The sequence below is a fragment of the Posidoniimonas corsicana genome (assembly GCF_007859765.1).
Taxonomy (GTDB): Bacteria; Planctomycetota; Planctomycetia; order Pirellulales; family Lacipirellulaceae; genus Posidoniimonas; species Posidoniimonas corsicana.
In genome coordinates this window covers 544,105-561,311 of sequence record NZ_SIHJ01000001.1, presented here as the reverse complement: position 1 = coordinate 561,311, position 17,207 = coordinate 544,105, and the positions used below count along the sequence as shown (strand labels likewise).

Below are 17,207 nucleotides of genomic sequence, written 5' to 3'. Positions count from 1 at the left end.
TGGCCGTCTAGCGGCGACGCGACGAGTTCCGGCTCGACGAGTTCTGCGCCTGGTTGCTCGACCGTGAGCGGCTGCTGCTCGCTACGTTGCTCCGACGCCGGTTGCGGTACAGGTTGTCCACCACCTGCCCCGCGGGCGGCTGCACAAAGATCTTCGGGTCGTCGATCACCCAGGGCGTCGACCAGCTGCGGCCGTTGTCCCAGTTTGCGACGTTAAAGAAGAAGTTGTTGAACGTCAGGCACCGCCAGCTGTAGGCGTACGAGCTCATCAGGTGGTCTTCTTCGGTCAGGTCCTCGATGCCCTCCTTGGCGTAGTAGTGCACCATGCCGTCGGGCGTGAAGGACATGCCCATCGTGATCCAGCCGGGCTGCTCGATCTTGAAGCTCCGCGCGTCCTGTCCGCGGTTGTTCGCCCGCACGGTGATCTGCGCGTAGTCCGCCTCGATGTTCCGCGAGGTCTCGCTGCGGAACAGGATGAACATGCCGGGCCAGTAGGGCTCGACGTCGCCGTCGGGCTTGCGGCCGCGGCAGTCCGCCCGCATGCCGAACGACGGCCCCGAGCGGTTCTCCCACTGATCGAACGACGGCAGGTAGACCCGCACGGTGCAGCTGGGCTGCCAGCTCACCGGGATTGACCGACCGAGCCGGCGGTCAAACTTCATCAGCAGGTCGTCCTGCATCTGCTCGCCAGACAGCTTGCCCGGAATGCCCGACAGACGGGTCTGCATCATCAGGGCGCCGGTGCTGCCCAGCAGGCCGCCGGGCGGCGTATCGACCCGTTTGACCACGTCGGGGGTTCCCCGTTTGCCCCCCTCGTGCCACAGCTTGTTGTTCGAGTAACCACCGGGGCCGCGCTGCCGCTCGTCCTGCTCGTAGCTGCTCTTGGGCAGGTTCAGGCGATAGGACCAGCTGGGGTCCTCAAAGTCGTCCGAGCAGTCCTCCAGGAACACGCCCGTGCCGGGGACAAACGTCTCGGCCACGGCGGGCCCCGCTAGCATCGCCGCAGCGGCGAAGACGGTCAGGCGGAAAGTCAGTTTGCGCATCCTTGCATCCCCCCGGGGAAGTTCCGATTTCGGTTGTCCGGCGCAGCCCTGCGCCCGCACGGTTTAACTTGTCGGCACGACCCTCCCGATGGTTTGAGTCCGGATGCACAACTTGTCCACGACCGCCGCGAAATCGTCGTGCTGTCAGCGACTAGCGGAATCGGTTCCGGGCGTTCAAACCCGCCGGCAGATGCGGCGAGAGTTTATTGCAAGTGCTTCTTGGCAAAGCGCTTGCGATGAGCCGGCGGCAGCTTATCGCCACGCTAAATCCGCCTGATCAACGCCGCTGTACCAGATCTCAGCTGGATGGTGCACTTGTTCCCATGATGTGCTATCAATCTGCCGCATGCCCTTGCACCGACAATCGAAGCCGCCCTCCGGACTACCCAGCGAGGCCCGCGTGCTGGTGATTGGAAACAGCGCCGCCGGCAAGAGCACGTTGGCCCGGCGACTGGCGAGGGCAGTCGGCGGCCCCCACATCGAACTCGATGCGCTCCACTGGGGGCCCAACTGGCAGCCCCGCGAAGACTTCGCCCGTTCGGTTGACGAGGCCTCTCGCGGGCCGCGGTGGGTGGCGGACGGCAACTACAGCAGCGTGCGACAAGCACTCTGGCCGCGGGCGACAACCGTGGTGTGGCTCAACTACAGCCTTCCCCGCACCTTCTGGCGGGGCCTGCGGCGGACGGCGCACCGCTGGCTCACTCGTCAGGAGCTTTGGAGCGGCAACCGCGAGTCGATCCGCACAACGCTCTTCTCACGCGACTCGATCCTGTGGTGGATCCTCGCCACCCACGCCAACCGCCGGAGGGAGTTTGCCAGCCTCCGAGCCACGAGCGAGTTCTCGCAGCTAACGTGGATCGAATTTACATCGCCCCGGTTGGCCGAGGAATGGCTAGGCGCACTTGAAGCGAGTTGCGGCTAGCATCCGCCGGCCCTACGAGCGGCCGAGCGTTGGCGGCAGAACGTCGGACCCGCTACACTGGCGGCCGCACGCGGCAGAGCCCCTTACCAAGCTTGCCGAATCCGCGGTTCGCCCGCGTCTCGGCTCTCTGGGGTTACCCCAGGGCAGATTGAAGGGTTCGCGTTTCAGCGCGTGAGGTGCCATGCGCGCCTACGCATCGTACCTCACGCCCGACCAGACTCGTTGGTGGGGCTCCGCCGCGGCGCCTACCATGCTTCCCTCACGCACGCAGGTCACGCCACCGGTGGAGTGCACGCGGAACAACCTCGCCCGCGCGCTCGCCTCGGCTATGGCCGCGGGGCCAGTTGAGACCGACGCCCTGATGGAGCGGGCGTCCCGACTGTTGGGCGATCAGGAGCAGCACAAACGCTTGAGCTGGCTCCGTCCGCTCACGCGAAGGGTCGAAGCGGAGTTCGGCGCCGGCCCGCGCCCCCGGGCGGCTGCCCTAGCGGAGTACTTGCTTTGCGATGAGGGCTTTGAACGGGCGTTCCAGAAGCATGCCCCCTGGCCGGTAGGCCTGGTCAGCGCAGCACCCGCGATGGCGCCGATCCCGGACGCGGCCGATTGGCGGGTGGCGCCACTCACGACTGTCGGCCAGGCAGCGTCTTGGCTGGGGCTGTCGGTCGGTGAGCTCCGTTGGTTTGCCGATTGCCGAGCCTGGGAGCGGCGCCGGCCCGCGGGGCCGCTGCGACACTACCAGTACCGCGGACTCACCAAGCGGTTTGGGCAGACCCGCCTGATCGAAGCCCCCAAACCGCGGCTGAAGGCCCTGCAGCGGCAGGTCCTGGAGAGAGTGCTCGACCGCGTCCCCCCGCACGACGCCGCGCACGGGTTTCGCCGCGGGCGGTCGGTCGGCACGTTCGCGGCGCCCCATGCAGGGCAGCGGGTGGTCCTGAAGATCGACCTGCAGGATTTCTTCCCGTCGATCGCGGGCGCCCGGGTTGCGGCCCTGTTCCGCAGCGTGGGCTACCCGGAGCCGGTCGCCGACGTGCTGACCGGGCTGTGCACCAACTCGGCGCCACCCGACGTGTGGGCCGAGGGCCCGACGTCACGCGCCGCCGCGCAGCAGCGTCGGCTCTACTCGGCACCCCACCTGCCGCAGGGGGCGCCCACCTCGCCCGCGTTGGCGAATCTGATTGCCTACCGGTTGGACTGCAGGTTGGCGGCGCTCGCCAAGTCGGCCGGCGGCGTCTACACCCGCTACGCGGACGACCTGGCGTTCAGCGGAGGCCAGGAGTTCTTAAGGTCGGTTCACCGGTTCAGAACGCACGCCTGTGCGACGGCGATGGAGCAAGGTTTCTCCGTCAACCACCACAAGACGCGCGTGATGCCGAGCAGCCAGCAGCAGCGGATCGCCGGGCTGGTGGTCAACGAGCGTCCGGCGGTGAGCCGCGTAGAACGCGGCCGACTCAAGGCGATCCTGAGCAACTGTATCCGCCACGGCCCAGAAAGCCAGAACCGCGACGGCCACGCCGACTTCCGCGCCTGTCTGCAGGGGCGTGTGGCGTGGGTGGAGATGGCCTGCCCTCCGCAGGGCGCCAAGCTGCGGAGCTTGCTTGATCTTGTTGACTGGACGGCGACTAGGAAGCGTTGAACCACGAAGGGTAAGACGCCGACTTAGAGCCTCTCGCGGCCTTTGTGGTCAATGTCAAGCCTTTGATGACGGGTGACTTCACTCGCCGTAGCCTTCGAGTGACGACGCTTGCGAGCCTACACGTCGGGGTCCCCACCGTCTGGCAACGATCGCTGAGCCTCTAAAGATTCGGACGTTGCTAGAATTCTGTGGCTGGTCGGAAAGAGCTAATAACTGATGAGCAGCAAGCCTAACCCCTATCAGTCGCCGGCAGCGGTCGATGAACCTTCGCTACAATCACACCGGGTAGCCAACGTTTGGTATGGCTTGTTTCCGCTGTACTGCCTCGGGTGTTTCGGTGTGATTGCTTGGCTATCGATTCCAGCGGGGATTGCGTCGCCCCACCTGCCGAATGATCACCCGGGACACGTTGCCCCTTTGGCTTTCGGGGCGGTCTTCGCCGGGATGATGCCGATCCTGGGGACAGCCGCGGCCACCGTTTGGATAGTCTGGCGGCGTGGGGGAAGCGTTCGCGACCGTCTCGGCTGGACCTTCCTCGCGTGGATGTTCCCGCCTTTGGGGTGTCCCCTTGCCTACTTTCTGACGAAGCCCGCTACGCCGTCTCGTAGCCCTTCCGCTGCGGGCGGCTGACGAAGGTGTTGGCCTGCGCGTCGCCCACGAACTGCTGCGTGGCGGGATCGTACGTGAGCGTGCGGCCCAGCCGCATCGCGATGTTGACCGCGTGACAGATATTGAGCATCTGGTTGTGGCTCGCCACGTCGGAGATGGGTGTTTGACGGCTCTTCACGCAGTCGAAGAAGTCGGTCATGTGCGACCTCGGCTTCGCGCGTCCGTACAGGGTCTGGAACGGGTCGTCCGGCAGCGGTTTTTCCTCCAGGGCCTCGACCGGGGCGCCGACCAGCTTGCCGCGGTTGACGAGGAAGCGGCCCTCTGAGCCGGTGAACATGATGCCGTTGTCAAAGCCGAGGTCGGCGTCGGCGGTGTCGCGGACGTCCATCTCGACGCCATCGGCAAACGTGCAACGCACGTGGAACGCGGTCGCGGCGTTGAATCGGTCGTCCAACGCCGGCACGCCGTCGACAAACTCGACCGGGTGCGTCACCGAGAGGGGCTCGATCTTCACGTGACCGATGCCGCTCCGCAGCTTGTCGAGCGCCAGCATCGCGATGTCGACGTGGTGCGCGCCCCAGTCGGTCAGCTTGCCGCCGGAGTACTCGTACCACCAGCGGTAGTAGTGGTGCGCACGGCTGAACGGGTGCCCGGCGCCCCAGCCGCTGGTGTCGGTGATGGAGGGGGCTTCGCGGTACTCGACCACCGGGCACTGGCCGAGCCACTTCTCCCAGTTGAGGTGCTTCGGCGGCGCGACCGCGGGCAGCGGCGTCGCCTCGCGGGAGCCGCCAATGCAGACCGTGACGCGGCCGACGTCGCCAACGCGGTTGTCGCGCATCATGGCGGCGGCGTTCACAAACCGGCTGCCCATCTCGGTGCGCTGCTGGGTGCCGACCTGGACCACCCGCCCCGTGCGCTCGATGGCCCGCTCGATCTGCGCGCCCTCGGCGATCGTGAGCGTGAGCGGCTTTTCGCAGTAGACGTCCTTGCCAGCGTCGAGCGAGTCGATCACGTGCTTGGTGTGCCAGTGGTCGGTCGAGCCGATAATCACCACGTCGATGCGGGGGTCGTCGAGCACCCGCTGGTAGTCCTCGTGCACCGTCATGTCGATCGGGCGGCCCCGGTCGCGGTGGGCGTCCATCATCTTCTGCCAAGCACGGCCCGCCTGGGCCGCGTCGACGTCGGCTATCTTGGCGCACGGACCGAACTCCACCCCCTGCGGGCCCAGTGCGGTGTGGAAACGGATGCCGGTCCCGATGAATCCGATTACGGGCTGCTCGTTAGGCGAGGTCGAAGGACCTTGGGCAACCGAGGCGCCGGGGTGAAACGCGTTGAGCGCCGCGGCCTGCGCGGCGACGGCGCCGGTCGAGGCCAGAAACGTGCGTCGGTTGATTCCCATGATGTGGTGGAGGCCCAGGGGTTCGAGAAGGTGGGTCGCGGCCGGCGTCGGTACGTTTCGCTACGGGGCTAAGTCAACCGCGGTTCACGGCGCGGCGTCCAGGCCCTCGGTGGTCTGCACGATACGCTTGATGGTGCCGTCCTCGTTGTAATGCAGCCGGTCGATGCAGACCGAGCGACGGAAGCTGCCGCCGGTGCTGGGCGCCTGGACCAGTCCGTTGTGGTAGAAGAAGTAGTCCTCGCCCTTGAAGTTGATGATGCCCTGGTGGATCGTGTTGCTGTTGCCCGCCGCTTCTGCCAGTAGGCCGCGGTACTTCCAGGGGCCGGTGATCTTGTCGGACGTGGAATAAGCAGTCTTCTCCGGGAATCCGGTGGCGTAGGACAGATAGTAGGTGCCCTCTCTCTTGTGGATCCAGGGCGCCTCGGTGAAGGCGTGCACCTCTTCGTCTGGGATGACCTGGATCTCGCCGTCAAGCTCGGTCATGTTCGGTTTCAGCTTGGCGTAGTAGCACTTCTGGTTGCCCCAGAACAGCCACGCCTGGCCGTCGTCGTCGATCCACACGGTGGGGTCGATGTCGTCCCAGCTGATGCGGGTCGCTTTGGTCATATCGTTGGTGACTAAGGCCGAGCCGCGGGCGTCGATGAACGGGCCGGTGGGCGAGTCGGAGACCGCGACGCCGATCGCCTTGCCGCGGTGCGAGTCGTTGTGCTGCACAGTAGCGAAGAAGTAGAACTTGCCGTCCTTCTCAATCACCTCCGACGCCCAGGCGTCGCCGACGGCCCACTCAAAGTCCTTGGGCGAGAGCGGAGAGCCCTCCGGTTTCCAGGTCTTCAGGTCCTGGCTGGAAAAGCAGAGCCAGCGGAACATGCGGTAGTGCTCGTCCGGCTTGGCCTCGTCCTGGCCGCAGTACAGGTAGACGGTGTCGCCGACGACGAGCGGCGCCGGGTCGGCGGTGAACACGTCGGTGATGATCGGGTTGGCGGCGCCGGCGGTGGAGGCGAACGCCAGGAGCAGGACGAGCGGATTCAGATGCTTCATAGCGGGTGGTCGACAAGGCGGTGAGACAAGCGTCAGCGTCCCGACGCTAACCCCACCAGCATAGTTGGGCGAAGCTGGCGAAAACAGACCCGCCGCCCGCAGCGTCAGAACCAGAGCCGCAACCCCACCATCGGCCCCTGCAGCTCGGCCTCGCCGATCCGGCGGTAGTCGTAGCCGCCGAACAACTCCAGCCGGTCGGTGGTGACCCCCAGGGTGGCGGCGCCGTGCAGCATCTCGGCCTCGCCGACGCGGCCCATGTCGAGCTCGGTCGAGAACACGAAGGGCCGGCAGGGGGCGAAGTCGGCCTTGACCGTGAAGTTGACGCCGGCGTTGGTCTCGACGGCGTCGCCCAACCAGTTCACGCCCAGTCCGACGCGGACTAGCGAGTGGTCGGTCTCGACAACTCGGTACATCGCGTTGAGGTCGCCGATGTGCAGCTCGTCGTACCCGCCTGCGGGAAGCGACTCGCGGTAGGCGTCCCAGTGAAAGTCGAGGCACCACCCCATCGAACCCTCTACCTGTGCCGAGAGCCCCTGACGCGACAGGCCGTCGAAGTCGCTCCCCAACTCAAACCGGACGGCGCCCAGCCACGGCTTCTCGAGACCGGCCGGCCGTACGTTCAGAAAACCCTCCGCGCTGCCCGCGTACGGGAAGCACGCGAACGATCGCCGAAGCTCCGGGGTGTAGGGCTCCGCGGGAGGCGCCGGAGCGGCGGGCACATACGACGGCGCCACCGGCTGGTACACACTCGGCTGCTCGACGATGTAGGTGGTATGGCACGGGGTGCTCCAGAACGCCGGACCGGCAAATCCCCAGCCGCCGCAGGAGGACGGGGCGAACCCATGGCCGCCACGCGGCCGACGCCTGTGGCGTGCCGGCGCCGGTTCGTGCCGATGCTCACGTGGCTCGGGCGCGGGGCGCGTCTCGTGGCGGGCGACTTCCAGCTTGCCGCCGCTTGGCTTTGGCTCGGAGGGGGCCGGCGTCGAACCACGCGCTGCCGACCGGGCCTTGCTGAGTTGACCGGCCCCGGCGTGGCCTGAAGCCGCCGCTAGCAGGGCCGCGGCGTAGCAGAGGTTGAGCAGCAGCAGGGTTTGAGGTCGCATGGCAGCACTCCGTTTGCCGAGGTTCCAGGTCCGTTGACCTCACCCTATGGCAACGCGGGCGCCAAACCGCGTAGAGAGCCGTTTTTACGGTTGTTTCGGTGCTTGGCCGTCGTATCGTAGCGGCGGGTGTCGTCAATTGGACTGCGCCAATCTCAGAACCGCGACACCCTGCGGGCGGTCAGCTGCCGCTGCCCGCCACGCACTTGGCTACTCGGCTTGCTAGCACTTCGCACATGGCGGGGTGAAGGCCGAGCGGCTCGGCTACCTGGAACGGCGTGTCGCCGTGCCGCGCGGCGGCGGCCCGAGTCAGTTCCGGTATGTCCTCGTTCCAGTGTTTGCCGGGGGCGAGGAAGAAGGGGGCGACAATTATCCGCCCTGCGCCTTGCTCGACGAGCCTCGCGAAGGCTGCTTCGATGCTCGGCTCGGCCAATTCCATGTGCGCCGGCTCGACCAGTGACAGGCCGGTCTGATGCCGGAAAGATTCCACCACCGCCAGCAGCAGCACGTTGCTCTCGTCGCGTCGCGAGCCGTGGTCGACGATGATCAGCCCGATCGGTCCCGCGCAATCGGCGCTGTCGAGAAGGTGGGCGAGCGACTCGGTGGCGGGGGGCTGAGGCATCATCAGGCTGCAAGCGGGTGGCACGATCGGGGCGGTGGCGCCCCGCTGGCAGATTCTAGCGCCCTGGCCCGCTACGGCCAGGCGATCTTCTCGCGGGGTCCCACCGTCAGCGTGGCGCCAGAGGTCAGCGGGTACCTCTGCAGAACGCGGCGTACGTCGGCCAGGGTGACCGCCTCGATTGAGTCGAGATCCTGCTGCGCGGTGCGGTACTCGCGGCGGTGGAGCCAGTTAACCCCGACGCTGAACAGCCGGCTGCGCGGCCGCTCGTTGCCAATCACGACCCGCGACTTAATCTTGCTGCGGGCGCGGTCCAGTTCATCTTGCGTGAGCCCGTCCTCTTGAGCTTGAGCGAGCACATCGTTCAGCCGGACGAGATTCGCTTCCAGGTCCTGCGGCGCGCAGCTCATCCAGGTGTAGTACATGCCCAAGTCCTGGTACTCGTAGTGGCCCAGGCTGGCGGACTCGACGTGCCCGGGGTCGACCAGGTCCCAGTACATGCGGCTGCCGGAGTCGTCGCCCACGGCCATGGTCAGCAGCTTGGCGGCGTAGCGGTCCGAGTCGCCTGCATCAGGGCCCGCGGTCAGCTTCAGCAGGTACTGCTGCGTGGCGGCCGCCTGCGCGACGTGGTCGTGATTGTCGCCGATCGTGATGTCGGTGGAGCAGCGGTTGTCTTCGGTCCGCGACCAGCCGCCGCAGGCGCCCTCCACCTGCTTGACCAGGTCGTCAAAGTCCACGGCACCGCTCGCGACGAACGTCACGGTGGCGGGCCCGTACCGGCTGTCGAAGTAGCTGCGCATCGCCTCGGGCGTGAGGCCGCTGACGCTTTCGGACGTGCCAAGCACGCTCCGGGCAACGGGGTGTTGGCCGAAGCAGAGCAGCTTCACCTGCTCGTCGGCGCCGTAGGGGGGCTGGTCCAGGTACATCTGGATCTCTTCCAGGATGACCTGCTTCTCCATCTCAAAGTCTTCGGTCCGCAGGCTGGGCCGGACGATGTCGGTCAGCAGGTCGACGCACGGCCGCTGGTACTCCGGCAGCACGGTTCCGTAGTAGACCGTGTGCTCCTCGCTGGTGTACGCGTTGTAGTGCGCGCCGATCTCGTCGAACTCCCGGTTGACGTCCTCGGCCGAGCGGCGGGGCGTTCCCTTGAACGCCATGTGCTCCAGGAAGTGGCTCACGCCGGCGACGTCGTCCGTTTCGTCGCGGGCGCCGGCGCTGACAAACGCGCCTAACGCGGTCGACAACGCGAGCTCGTTGCACTCGGCGACAATCTGCAGCCCGTTGGGCAGGGTGTGGCTACGAAATTCCAACGGGCGACTCCAGCGGTTCGGGGCCGAGTGTTACCAGGGTGAAGTTTTCCGGCGGCTGCCCCTCGAGGAACTTGTTGATGCTTTCGGCGGTGATCGCGTCGATGATGGCGGAGAGCTCATCCACCGGCCGCACGCGACCCAGGCGGTACCAGTCGTGCGCCAGCGAGCCGCTGCGGCTGCTCGAGGATTCCTGCTGCAGGATCAGGCTGCTCTTAATGCGGGCCTTAAGGCAGTCCAGCTCATTCTGCTTGATGCCGTCACGCAGCTTCAGCAGCTCGGCGTGGGTAACGTCGAGCGTTTCCTGGGCGCGCTCGCAGGTAGTGCCTGCGTAGCAGAACACTGCCGAGCGTTCCTTCTGAGACTGCAGCGAAGCGCTTACCGTGTAGCATAGGCCCCGCTTCTCGCGGACCTCGGTGAACAGCCGGCTGCTCATGCCGCCCGACAGCACGCCTACCGAGGCCCACGCCTGGAAGTAGTCGTCGTGATCGTAGGGGACCGAGTCGTAGGCCAGGCCGATGTGGCACTGATTCGACTCGTAGGGGATGTGTGTGACCGGCGCGATCTCCGGCGGTGGCGCCTGGGCGCCCTCGTCCGGCGCCTCCCAGTCGGCGAACAGCCGCTGCACGAGATCGACAATCCGCTCCCACTCGAAGCCGCCAGCGATCGCCAGGATGGCGCCCCCTGGCTGGTAGTGGCGGCCGTGGAACGCCTCGACGTCGTGTGGAGTGAGCCGTTTCACGGTGTCGATCTCGCCCTGGCTCGGCAGACCCCACGGCGAGGGGTAATGCTGCCGCCGCAGCTCTTGCATCAGCTTGTGGCTCGGCTCGTCTTCGATGCCACGCAGCTCCTGCAGGCAGACCATCCGCCCGGCCTCGATCTGATCGGCCGGTAGCAGCGGCCGTCGGAGGATGTCGGCGTAGATCTCCAGGGCCGGCGCGAGCGCCTCGGCCATGCCGCTGGCACGGAGCGACACCTGCGACACCCCCACCGACTCGCCCCGATCGACGCCCAGCGCGTCGAGGTCGTTGATCAGCGCGCGGCCGTCGCGGTCGCCAGCGCCACGGAGCGTCATCTCGCAGGTCAGCGAGGCGAGCCCCGCCTTGCCGGCCGGGTCGTGCCGGCAGCCCGCCGGCGCCAGCATGGTGAACGCCGCGGACTGGAACGACGGGTTGGGCTCGCCCAACAGCACCATCCCATTGGGCAGTTCTAGCGTGTGCGTATCGAGAGACAACAGCGTACCCGCAGCTTAGAGGACATCAGGACAAGCGTAGCAGCGTAGCGGCTACCCCAGCGAGTACGCAACCTCGACGGCCTTGTACAGCGTCTTGGTGCGGCGGAAGCCGAGCTGCTGGTACAGTCGGACCGCCGGCTCGTTGGCGGCGGTCACCTCCAGGCACGCCCGGGTTAGACCAGCCTGCTGGAACCCGACCAGGGCGGCCGCCACGAGCGCGGACCCAAGCCCACGGCCGCGGTGCAGCGGCGCAACCCCGACGTTCTGAATGCCGCCCATCCGCGGCGACGCCTTGATGCCCTGGATCGTGCCACAGGGCTCAATCTTGTGAGGGCCTGCGACGTACTCAATCAGCCAGGTAGCGGCTGGCAGGAAGCCGTTCTTGCCGGAGATCTCCCGCATGAGCCGCTCGCACCCCTCGGCGGACCGCAGGCATTCGAACAGCTGAGAGTCGATCTCCTCGGCGAACGAGAGGTGCTTCGCCTCGGTGTGGTCGAGGAGCCGCTCGGGCGACCACGCCACCAGCCGGTAGCCAGTTGGGAGCGTCGGCAGTCTCAGCCCGGGGCCGAGCCGCCGCTCCATCTGAAATCGCTTGTGGTAGGTCAGCTTGCTCAAGTTTTGGCGCCACCGGTTCGGTGCAGCAGGACTTGCCGCACGCGCAATCTAGCCCGATTCGACAACCGGGTCAAACTGTTCTAAGCCATGCTGTGAAAAGCAGTTAGGGTTGTCTGCCGACCACGCAGCTCAAGCCGATTGTGCCGAGCTACGCCTACCCCAGCAGAGGGGCATCCGGCTTTGTCAGGATTCGCTTGATCGTCCCGCCCTCGCTGGGTTTTTGATCAATCAAAAAATCTGGTATCCTGTTGATATGGCACTACTTACTCCGACTCGACCTTACCCTCGCTGGTTTGACTGGATTGCCGTATCTCTTGTCTTCTTCGTCGCCGTGGGCTGCACGAATTCGGAGCCCGAGCCGGACGACGGCCGCCCGCTGGTGGTCGCCACGACCGGCCCCGTTGGTGAGCTGGTCCGCAACATCGCGGGCGACCACGCTCGGGTTGAGGTGCTGATGGGCCCCGGCGTGGACCCCCACCTGTACCGCGAGCTGCCGGCCGACACCGAGAAGCTCGGCCGGGCGGATGTCATCTTCTACAACGGCCTGCACCTGGAGGGCCGGATGGGCGACACCCTGGCCAAGCTGGGCAGAAAGAAGCCGGTCTACGCGGTCACGGAGGTGCTGGAGCGTGACCACGCGGATCAGTTGCTAACGCCGCCCGACTTCGCCGGCCACGCCGACCCCCACGTGTGGCACGACGTCGGATTGTGGGCCGAGTGCATCCCGCTGGTGGTGGAGAAGCTCAGCGAGGCCGATCCCGACAACGCCGACGCCTACCGGGCCGCCGGCGACAAGTACGCCAAGCAACTTACCGACTTGGACGCCGAGTGCCGCGAGCGGATCGCCCAGATCCCGTCCGACCGCCGAGTGCTGGTCACCGCGCACGACGCCTTTGCGTATTTCAGTAAGGCCTACGGACTCGAGGCGGTCGGCCTGAAGGGCGTGAGCACCGAAGACGAGGTGGACCTCAAGCACATGCAGGAGGTGATCGACCTGGTTGTCCACCGGAGGATCCCCTGCGTGTTTGTCGAGTCGGCCGTGGCGCCGCAGATCATGCAGGCGCTGGCGGAGCCCTGCCGCGACGCCGGGCACGATGTCTACGTCCCCAGCAGCGAGGAGCACCAGCTCTACGCCGACGCGCTGGGCAAGCCGGGCTCGAAGGCCGAGTCTTACACCGGCATGATCCGGGCAAACGTCGACACGATCGCCGCGGGCCTGACCGGCAAGCTGGGGGGCGGCCAGCCGTGAGCCGCATCGCCCTGGAAGCCCACGACCTGACGGTCGCCTACCACCGCAAGCCGGTGCTGTGGAACGTCGACTTCGTAATGCCCGAGGGCAACCTGGTGGCGATCGTCGGTCCGAACGGCGCCGGCAAGACCACGCTCATCAGGGCGGCGCTCGGCCTGACGCCGGTTGCCAGCGGGCATGTGGAAATCTACGGCGAGCCCTACCAGAAGCAGCGGAGCTTGGTCGGCTACGTTCCCCAGCGCGAGTCCGTGGACTGGGAGTTCCCGGTCACGGTGCGGGACGTGGTGATGATGGGCCTGTACGGCAAGGTCGGGTGGTTCCGCCGTCCAGGCAGGGCCGAACGCGAGATCGCCGACCGGCGGCTCGACGAGGTCGGGCTCAGCGACTTTGCCGGGCGTCAGATCCGACAGCTGTCCGGCGGACAGCAGCAGCGGGTGTTCTTAGCCAGGGCGCTGGCGCAGGACGCGCAGGTCTACTTCATGGACGAGCCATTCGCCGGCGTCGACGCCGCTACGGAGGCCGCCATCATCCGCCTGCTGCGGACGCTCCGCGAGTCCGGCAAGACGGTGTTCGTCGTGCACCACGACCTGCAGACCGTTCGCGACTACTTCGACCAGGTGATCCTGCTCAACATGCGGCTCGTGGCGAGTGGGCCGGTGCCGGAGGTGTTCACCACCAGCAACCTGCAGCGGACCTACGGCGGACGGCTGACCATCCTCGAGCAGGCGGCCGAGGCGGTCCGTCAGGGGGAGCCGTCCAAGTGATCCTCGCGTCGTTCGTCCTGAAGATCACGCTCGGCGCCGCGTTGCTCGGCGCCGCGGCCGGCGTGGTCGGCGGGCTGGCGGTGCTTCGGAAGCGATCACTGATGGGCGACGTCCTCGCCCACGCCGCGTTGCCGGGCATCTGCCTGGCGTACCTGCTGTTCGACACGCGGAGCCTGCCGGTGCTGTCGCTTGGCGCGTTGGCCACCGGCGTGCTGGCGGCGGCCGCGATCGCGCTGGTCACCCGCTGGACCCGCACCCGCGAGGACGCCGCCATGGGCCTGGCGCTCAGCACCTTCTTCGGCGGCGGCGTGGTGCTGCTGACGGTGATCCAGCGGCTGGCGCGTGGCAACCAGGCGGGGCTATCCTCGTACTTGTTTGGCGAGATCGCCGCGCTCCGCTCCCAGGACGTGACGCTCATCGCCGCGGTGACGTGCTTGCTGCTGGCGGTCGTCGCGCTGCTGCACAAGGAGCTCAAGACCCTCTGCTTCGACCCCGAGTTCGCCCAGTCGCAGGGCTGGCCGGTGCTAGCGCTCGATATCGGCATGATGGCCGCGGTGGCGGTCGTCACGGTTGTCGGCCTGCCGGTCTGCGGGGTGGTGCTGATGGCCGCCATGCTGATCATGCCGTGCGTGGCGGCCCGGTACTGGTCGCACCGTTTGGGGGTGGTGCTGATCGCCAGCGGCGCCATCGGTGCGCTGGCGGCGGCCGGCGGCGTGCTGGCCGCCGCGCCCGGTGGGCTGGGGGATACGGCTCTCGGCGGGCTGACCCAGGGCATGCCGCCCGGGCCGTTGATTGTCGTGACCGGCGGGTTGGTGTTCTTGGCGTCGGCTTTGTTCGCTCCGGAGCTAGGCATGCTGAGCCGGGCCCGCCGCACCCTCGCCATGCGGGTGCACATGGCGCAGGACCACCTGCTCCGGCTGATGTACGAGGCCGGCGAGTCCGCCCTGCCCACCACCACCCCGATCGCGATTAACTCCGTGCTGGCCCGCATGAGCGCCAGCCCGCTGACCAAGCACCTGGCAAGGCTCCGGTCGACCTGGATGGGGTTGATCGACCGCGTTGGCGCCGGCGAGTACGAGCTCAGCACCGAGGGCCTGGCGGCCGCCGCCCGGATCACACGCACCCACCGGCTGTGGGAGCAGTTCTTGGTAGAGCACGCCGACATCGCCGCCGACCATGTGCACCGCTCGGCCGACGACATCGAGCACGTGCTGCCCGCCGAACTGGTTGATGAGCTCGAACGCGAGCTGCAGCAGGAGGGCCGTCTGCCGCGGAGCGCGGCGGGGCTGCCGGCGTCGCCGCACGAGATCGCCAGTCCCGATTAACCCATTGTTCTCCCTTCAATCCTAGCCGTTCCGTGATTGCCGAGCTGTTCGACTCCGTCGGAAACCGCGCGATGCTGGTCGCCCTGACCTGCAACGCGTCGTGCGCGCTGGTCGGCTGCTACCTGGTGCTTCGCCGCGTCAGCCTGATGGGGGATGCCCTCTCGCACGCGGTGCTGCCGGGCCTGGTGATTGCGTTTGTCGTATCGGGCAGTTCGGGCCCGATCCCAATGTTTCTTGGCGCGCTGGCCGCAGGCATTGCCACGACGTTTCTTACCCAGGCGGTGCAGCGGTTCGGCCGACTGGCGCCCGACGCCAGCCTGGGGGTCGTCTACACGACGCTGTTTGCCATCGGCGTGCTGCTGGTCAAACGCTACTTTTCCGAGGACCGCATCCATTTCGACATTGCCTGCGTGTACGAGGGATCGCTCCAGCAGGTGGCGCTCGACACGTTCGACGTCGGCGGCGCCGAGCTCCCTTACGCCATGCTGGCCGCCGGTCCGGTGCTGCTGGTGGTTGTGGCATGCCTGCTGTTGTTCTGTAAGGAGCTGAAGATCAGCTCTTTCGATCCCACGCTGGCCGACACGCTCGGGCTTGCGCCGGGCCGGATGCACTACCTGCTGATGCTGCTGGTGTCGCTTGCGACAGTCACCTCTTTCGAAGCGATCGGCTCGATCCTGGTGGTGGCGATGCTCATCGCGCCGGCCGCTGCGGCCCAGCTGCTGGTCAACCGGCTGGCGCCGATGCTGCTGACGTCGGTGGCGCTGTCAGCGGTCGCCACCGTGGCGGGGTACCGTGCGGCGGTGTTATGGAATGTTTCGCCCAGCGGCGCGATCGCCGTGACCGCCGGACTGCTTTACCTGCTGGCAGCGTTGTTTAGCCCGACTGAGGGCGCCCTCAACCGCCTGCTCAACAACGCCCGGCTGGCGCTCCGGGTTCGCCGCGAGGACGTGCTGGCCTCGCTCTACCGACGGGGCGAGGCGGCCGACGCCGCGCCCGTAACCTACACAGCAGCTCGAGAATCAGCCGGCGGTGGGCTCTTCGCCGGGCTGGCGATCTCGCAACTGGTCCGCAGCGGGCATGTCCGCCGCCGTGGCGACGAGCTCTTGCTCACCGACCTCGGTCAGTCGGCCGCGGCCGAGCTGGTCCGCGCCCACCGGCTGTGGGAGTCGTACCTGGTGGACCGCGTCGGCATCCAGACCGACCACGTGCACGACGCCGCCCACGTCATGGAGCACGTGCTGGACGAGGGCATCCGCGAGCAGATCGCCAACCAGCTGGGCGTCGCGACCGACCCGCACGGCAAGGAGATTCCCCGCCAGTAGCTGCTGCTACTTCTCGATCAGCCCCCGGAGCGTCCGCAGGTTGATCACGTCCAGGTCCTCGCCGTTCTCTTCCCCCTTGGCGGTTTCCAGGTACATCGGCTTGCGGGCGAAGCGGCGGTCGTTCATCAGGTGGCGGAACGGCGACAGGCCCATCTCGCCGCGGCCAATGTGCTCGTGCCGGTCGACCCGCGAGCCGAGCGGCTTCTTGCTGTCGTTCAGGTGCAACGCGTGCACCGAGGCCAGGCCGACCGTCTGGTTCAGCTCCTTGACGGTCGCCTTCCACTCCTTCTCGGTCTCCATCGGGTAGCCGGCCGCGAACGCGTGGCAGGTGTCGATGCACACGCCCAGCCGGTCGGGGTGCCGCGCGAGGTCGATGATGGTCGCCAGGTGCTCGAACCGGTGCCCCAGGTTGCTGCCCTGCCCCGCCGTGTTCTCCAGCAGGCAGCGGGCCTCGACGCCGGAGGTCTGCTTGTGCACCTCGTTCAGACCCTTGGCGATCCGCTTCAGTCCGGCCTCCTCGCTGCTGGTGGTGAACGAGCCGGGGTGCACCACCACAAACGGGATGCCGAGCTGCTCGGCCCGCTGCAGCTCGACCGCCATCGCGTCGATCGACTTCTTCCAGAGCTCGTCGTCCGGGCTGGCTAGGTTAATCAGGTAAGAAGCGTGCGAGATCGGCTGGCGGATTTTGCGCTGCTTCAGCGCGCCACGGAACCGCTCGACGTCGTCGTCGGTGATCGGCTTGGCGCGCCACTGGTTGTTGTTCTTGGTGAACAGCTGCACGCAGTCGCAGCCGGCGGCCGCGGCGGCGTCGACGGACTTGTAGTAGCCGCCGGCGATCGACATGTGGGATCCAAGGTTTGGCATGGCGGCCATGGTATCAGATCGCCGACGCGAACGGCGCCGGGACCCTGCGGGCCAAGTCCAGCCGCGAGAAAGAAAGCCTAAGAAACCCACCGCAGAGCGGTTTTCGGCCAAGCGCATCCGTTAGAATGCGTCCTCGTTCAGCCGGTCCCGACGCAGGGCGCGTTC

The 17,207-nt window shown here is 67.1% G+C and carries 15 protein-coding genes; 6 read left to right on the top strand and 9 right to left on the bottom strand.

From position 1 onward, the window contains the following. Positions 1-7: 7 nt before the first annotated feature. Positions 8-1,042, bottom strand: coding sequence for a hypothetical protein (locus KOR34_RS02100; RefSeq protein ID WP_146561775.1), 1,035 nt, complete (start codon positions 1,040-1,042; stop codon positions 8-10). A gap of 346 nt (positions 1,043-1,388) precedes the next feature. Between KOR34_RS02100 and KOR34_RS02095 the strand changes: the two genes are divergently transcribed. Together KOR34_RS02095 and KOR34_RS02090 are read left to right on the top strand one after the other, a co-directional pair. Further along, positions 1,389-1,964: a toxin gene (locus KOR34_RS02095; RefSeq protein WP_146561773.1), complete on the top strand. Its 576-nt coding sequence runs from the start codon at positions 1,389-1,391 to the stop codon at positions 1,962-1,964. A 181-nt stretch (positions 1,965-2,145) separates the two neighbouring features. Beyond that, entirely contained in the window at positions 2,146-3,597 is a 1,452-nt protein-coding gene (locus tag KOR34_RS02090) for a reverse transcriptase family protein (protein ID WP_197531067.1), read from the top strand. Between the two features lie 592 nt (positions 3,598-4,189). On the opposite strand, the gene KOR34_RS02085 is transcribed toward KOR34_RS02090, so the two are convergent. From KOR34_RS02085 to KOR34_RS02055, 7 genes are all read right to left on the bottom strand, one after another. Next, entirely contained in the window at positions 4,190-5,605 is a 1,416-nt protein-coding gene (locus tag KOR34_RS02085) for a Gfo/Idh/MocA family protein (protein ID WP_146561771.1), read from the bottom strand. A gap of 84 nt (positions 5,606-5,689) precedes the next feature. After that, positions 5,690-6,643, bottom strand: coding sequence for a glycoside hydrolase family 43 protein (locus KOR34_RS02080; protein ID WP_146561769.1), 954 nt, complete (start codon positions 6,641-6,643; stop codon positions 5,690-5,692). A gap of 104 nt (positions 6,644-6,747) precedes the next feature. Further along, positions 6,748-7,746 (bottom strand): hypothetical protein, encoded by a 999-nt coding sequence (locus KOR34_RS02075; RefSeq protein WP_146561768.1) that lies wholly within the window; start codon positions 7,744-7,746, stop codon positions 6,748-6,750. 178 nt (positions 7,747-7,924) lie between these two features. Further along, positions 7,925-8,365: a CbiX/SirB N-terminal domain-containing protein gene (locus KOR34_RS02070; protein ID WP_197531066.1), complete on the bottom strand. Its 441-nt coding sequence runs from the start codon at positions 8,363-8,365 to the stop codon at positions 7,925-7,927. 71 nt (positions 8,366-8,436) lie between these two features. Further along, complete coding sequence (locus KOR34_RS02065) at positions 8,437-9,672, bottom strand: M16 family metallopeptidase (RefSeq protein ID WP_146561764.1); 1,236 nt, start codon at positions 9,670-9,672, stop codon at positions 8,437-8,439. After that, a complete protein-coding gene (locus tag KOR34_RS02060; protein WP_228714474.1) occupies positions 9,659-10,903 on the bottom strand; it encodes a M16 family metallopeptidase in 1,245 nt (414 codons plus the stop codon). The genes KOR34_RS02065 and KOR34_RS02060 overlap by 14 nt, the downstream gene beginning before the upstream one ends. 51 nt (positions 10,904-10,954) lie before the next feature. Next, the gene (locus KOR34_RS02055) at positions 10,955-11,518 is read right to left on the bottom strand and encodes a GNAT family N-acetyltransferase (RefSeq protein ID WP_228714473.1); all 564 of its coding nucleotides are present in this window, start codon (positions 11,516-11,518) and stop codon (positions 10,955-10,957) included. Between the two features lie 253 nt (positions 11,519-11,771). On the opposite strand from KOR34_RS02055, the gene KOR34_RS02050 reads away from it, so the two are divergent. From KOR34_RS02050 to KOR34_RS02035, 4 genes are read left to right on the top strand one after another with little or no spacing between them, the layout of a single operon-like run. After that, positions 11,772-12,767 carry a metal ABC transporter solute-binding protein, Zn/Mn family gene (locus KOR34_RS02050; RefSeq protein WP_146561762.1) on the top strand — a complete coding sequence of 332 codons (996 nt, stop codon included), beginning with the start codon at positions 11,772-11,774 and terminating at the stop codon, positions 12,765-12,767. Then, a complete protein-coding gene (locus KOR34_RS02045; protein ID WP_228714471.1) occupies positions 12,764-13,531 on the top strand; it encodes a metal ABC transporter ATP-binding protein in 768 nt (255 codons plus the stop codon). The genes KOR34_RS02050 and KOR34_RS02045 overlap by 4 nt, the downstream gene beginning before the upstream one ends. Then, the gene (locus tag KOR34_RS02040) at positions 13,528-14,856 is read left to right on the top strand and encodes a metal ABC transporter permease (RefSeq protein ID WP_146561760.1); all 1,329 of its coding nucleotides are present in this window, start codon (positions 13,528-13,530) and stop codon (positions 14,854-14,856) included. The genes KOR34_RS02045 and KOR34_RS02040 overlap by 4 nt, the downstream gene beginning before the upstream one ends. Positions 14,857-14,888: 32 nt before the next feature. After that, a complete protein-coding gene (locus KOR34_RS02035; RefSeq protein WP_146561758.1) occupies positions 14,889-16,178 on the top strand; it encodes a metal ABC transporter permease in 1,290 nt (429 codons plus the stop codon). Positions 16,179-16,184: 6 nt separating this feature from the next. Here KOR34_RS02035 and KOR34_RS02030 read toward each other — a convergent pair whose 3' ends face one another. Continuing rightward, the gene (locus KOR34_RS02030; RefSeq protein WP_146561757.1) at positions 16,185-17,042 is read right to left on the bottom strand and encodes a deoxyribonuclease IV; all 858 of its coding nucleotides are present in this window, start codon (positions 17,040-17,042) and stop codon (positions 16,185-16,187) included. Positions 17,043-17,207: the final 165 nt, after the last annotated feature.

Excerpts from the sequence above, each read along its gene's own strand:
- KOR34_RS02095 (WP_146561773.1), top strand. The coding sequence starts at position 1,389 with ATGCCCTTGCACCGACAATCGAAGCCGCCCTCCGGACTACCCAGCGAG.
- KOR34_RS02030 (WP_146561757.1), bottom strand. The coding sequence starts at position 17,042 with ATGCCAAACCTTGGATCCCACATGTCGATCGCCGGCGGCTACTACAAG.
- KOR34_RS02070 (WP_197531066.1), bottom strand. The coding sequence starts at position 8,365 with ATGCCTCAGCCCCCCGCCACCGAGTCGCTCGCCCACCTTCTCGACAGC.
- KOR34_RS02100 (WP_146561775.1), bottom strand. The coding sequence starts at position 1,042 with ATGCGCAAACTGACTTTCCGCCTGACCGTCTTCGCCGCTGCGGCGATG.
- KOR34_RS02050 (WP_146561762.1), top strand. The coding sequence starts at position 11,772 with ATGGCACTACTTACTCCGACTCGACCTTACCCTCGCTGGTTTGACTGG.
- KOR34_RS02090 (WP_197531067.1), top strand. The coding sequence starts at position 2,146 with ATGCGCGCCTACGCATCGTACCTCACGCCCGACCAGACTCGTTGGTGG.
- KOR34_RS02075 (WP_146561768.1), bottom strand. The coding sequence starts at position 7,746 with ATGCGACCTCAAACCCTGCTGCTGCTCAACCTCTGCTACGCCGCGGCC.
- KOR34_RS02085 (WP_146561771.1), bottom strand. The coding sequence starts at position 5,605 with ATGGGAATCAACCGACGCACGTTTCTGGCCTCGACCGGCGCCGTCGCC.
- KOR34_RS02080 (WP_146561769.1), bottom strand. The coding sequence starts at position 6,643 with ATGAAGCATCTGAATCCGCTCGTCCTGCTCCTGGCGTTCGCCTCCACC.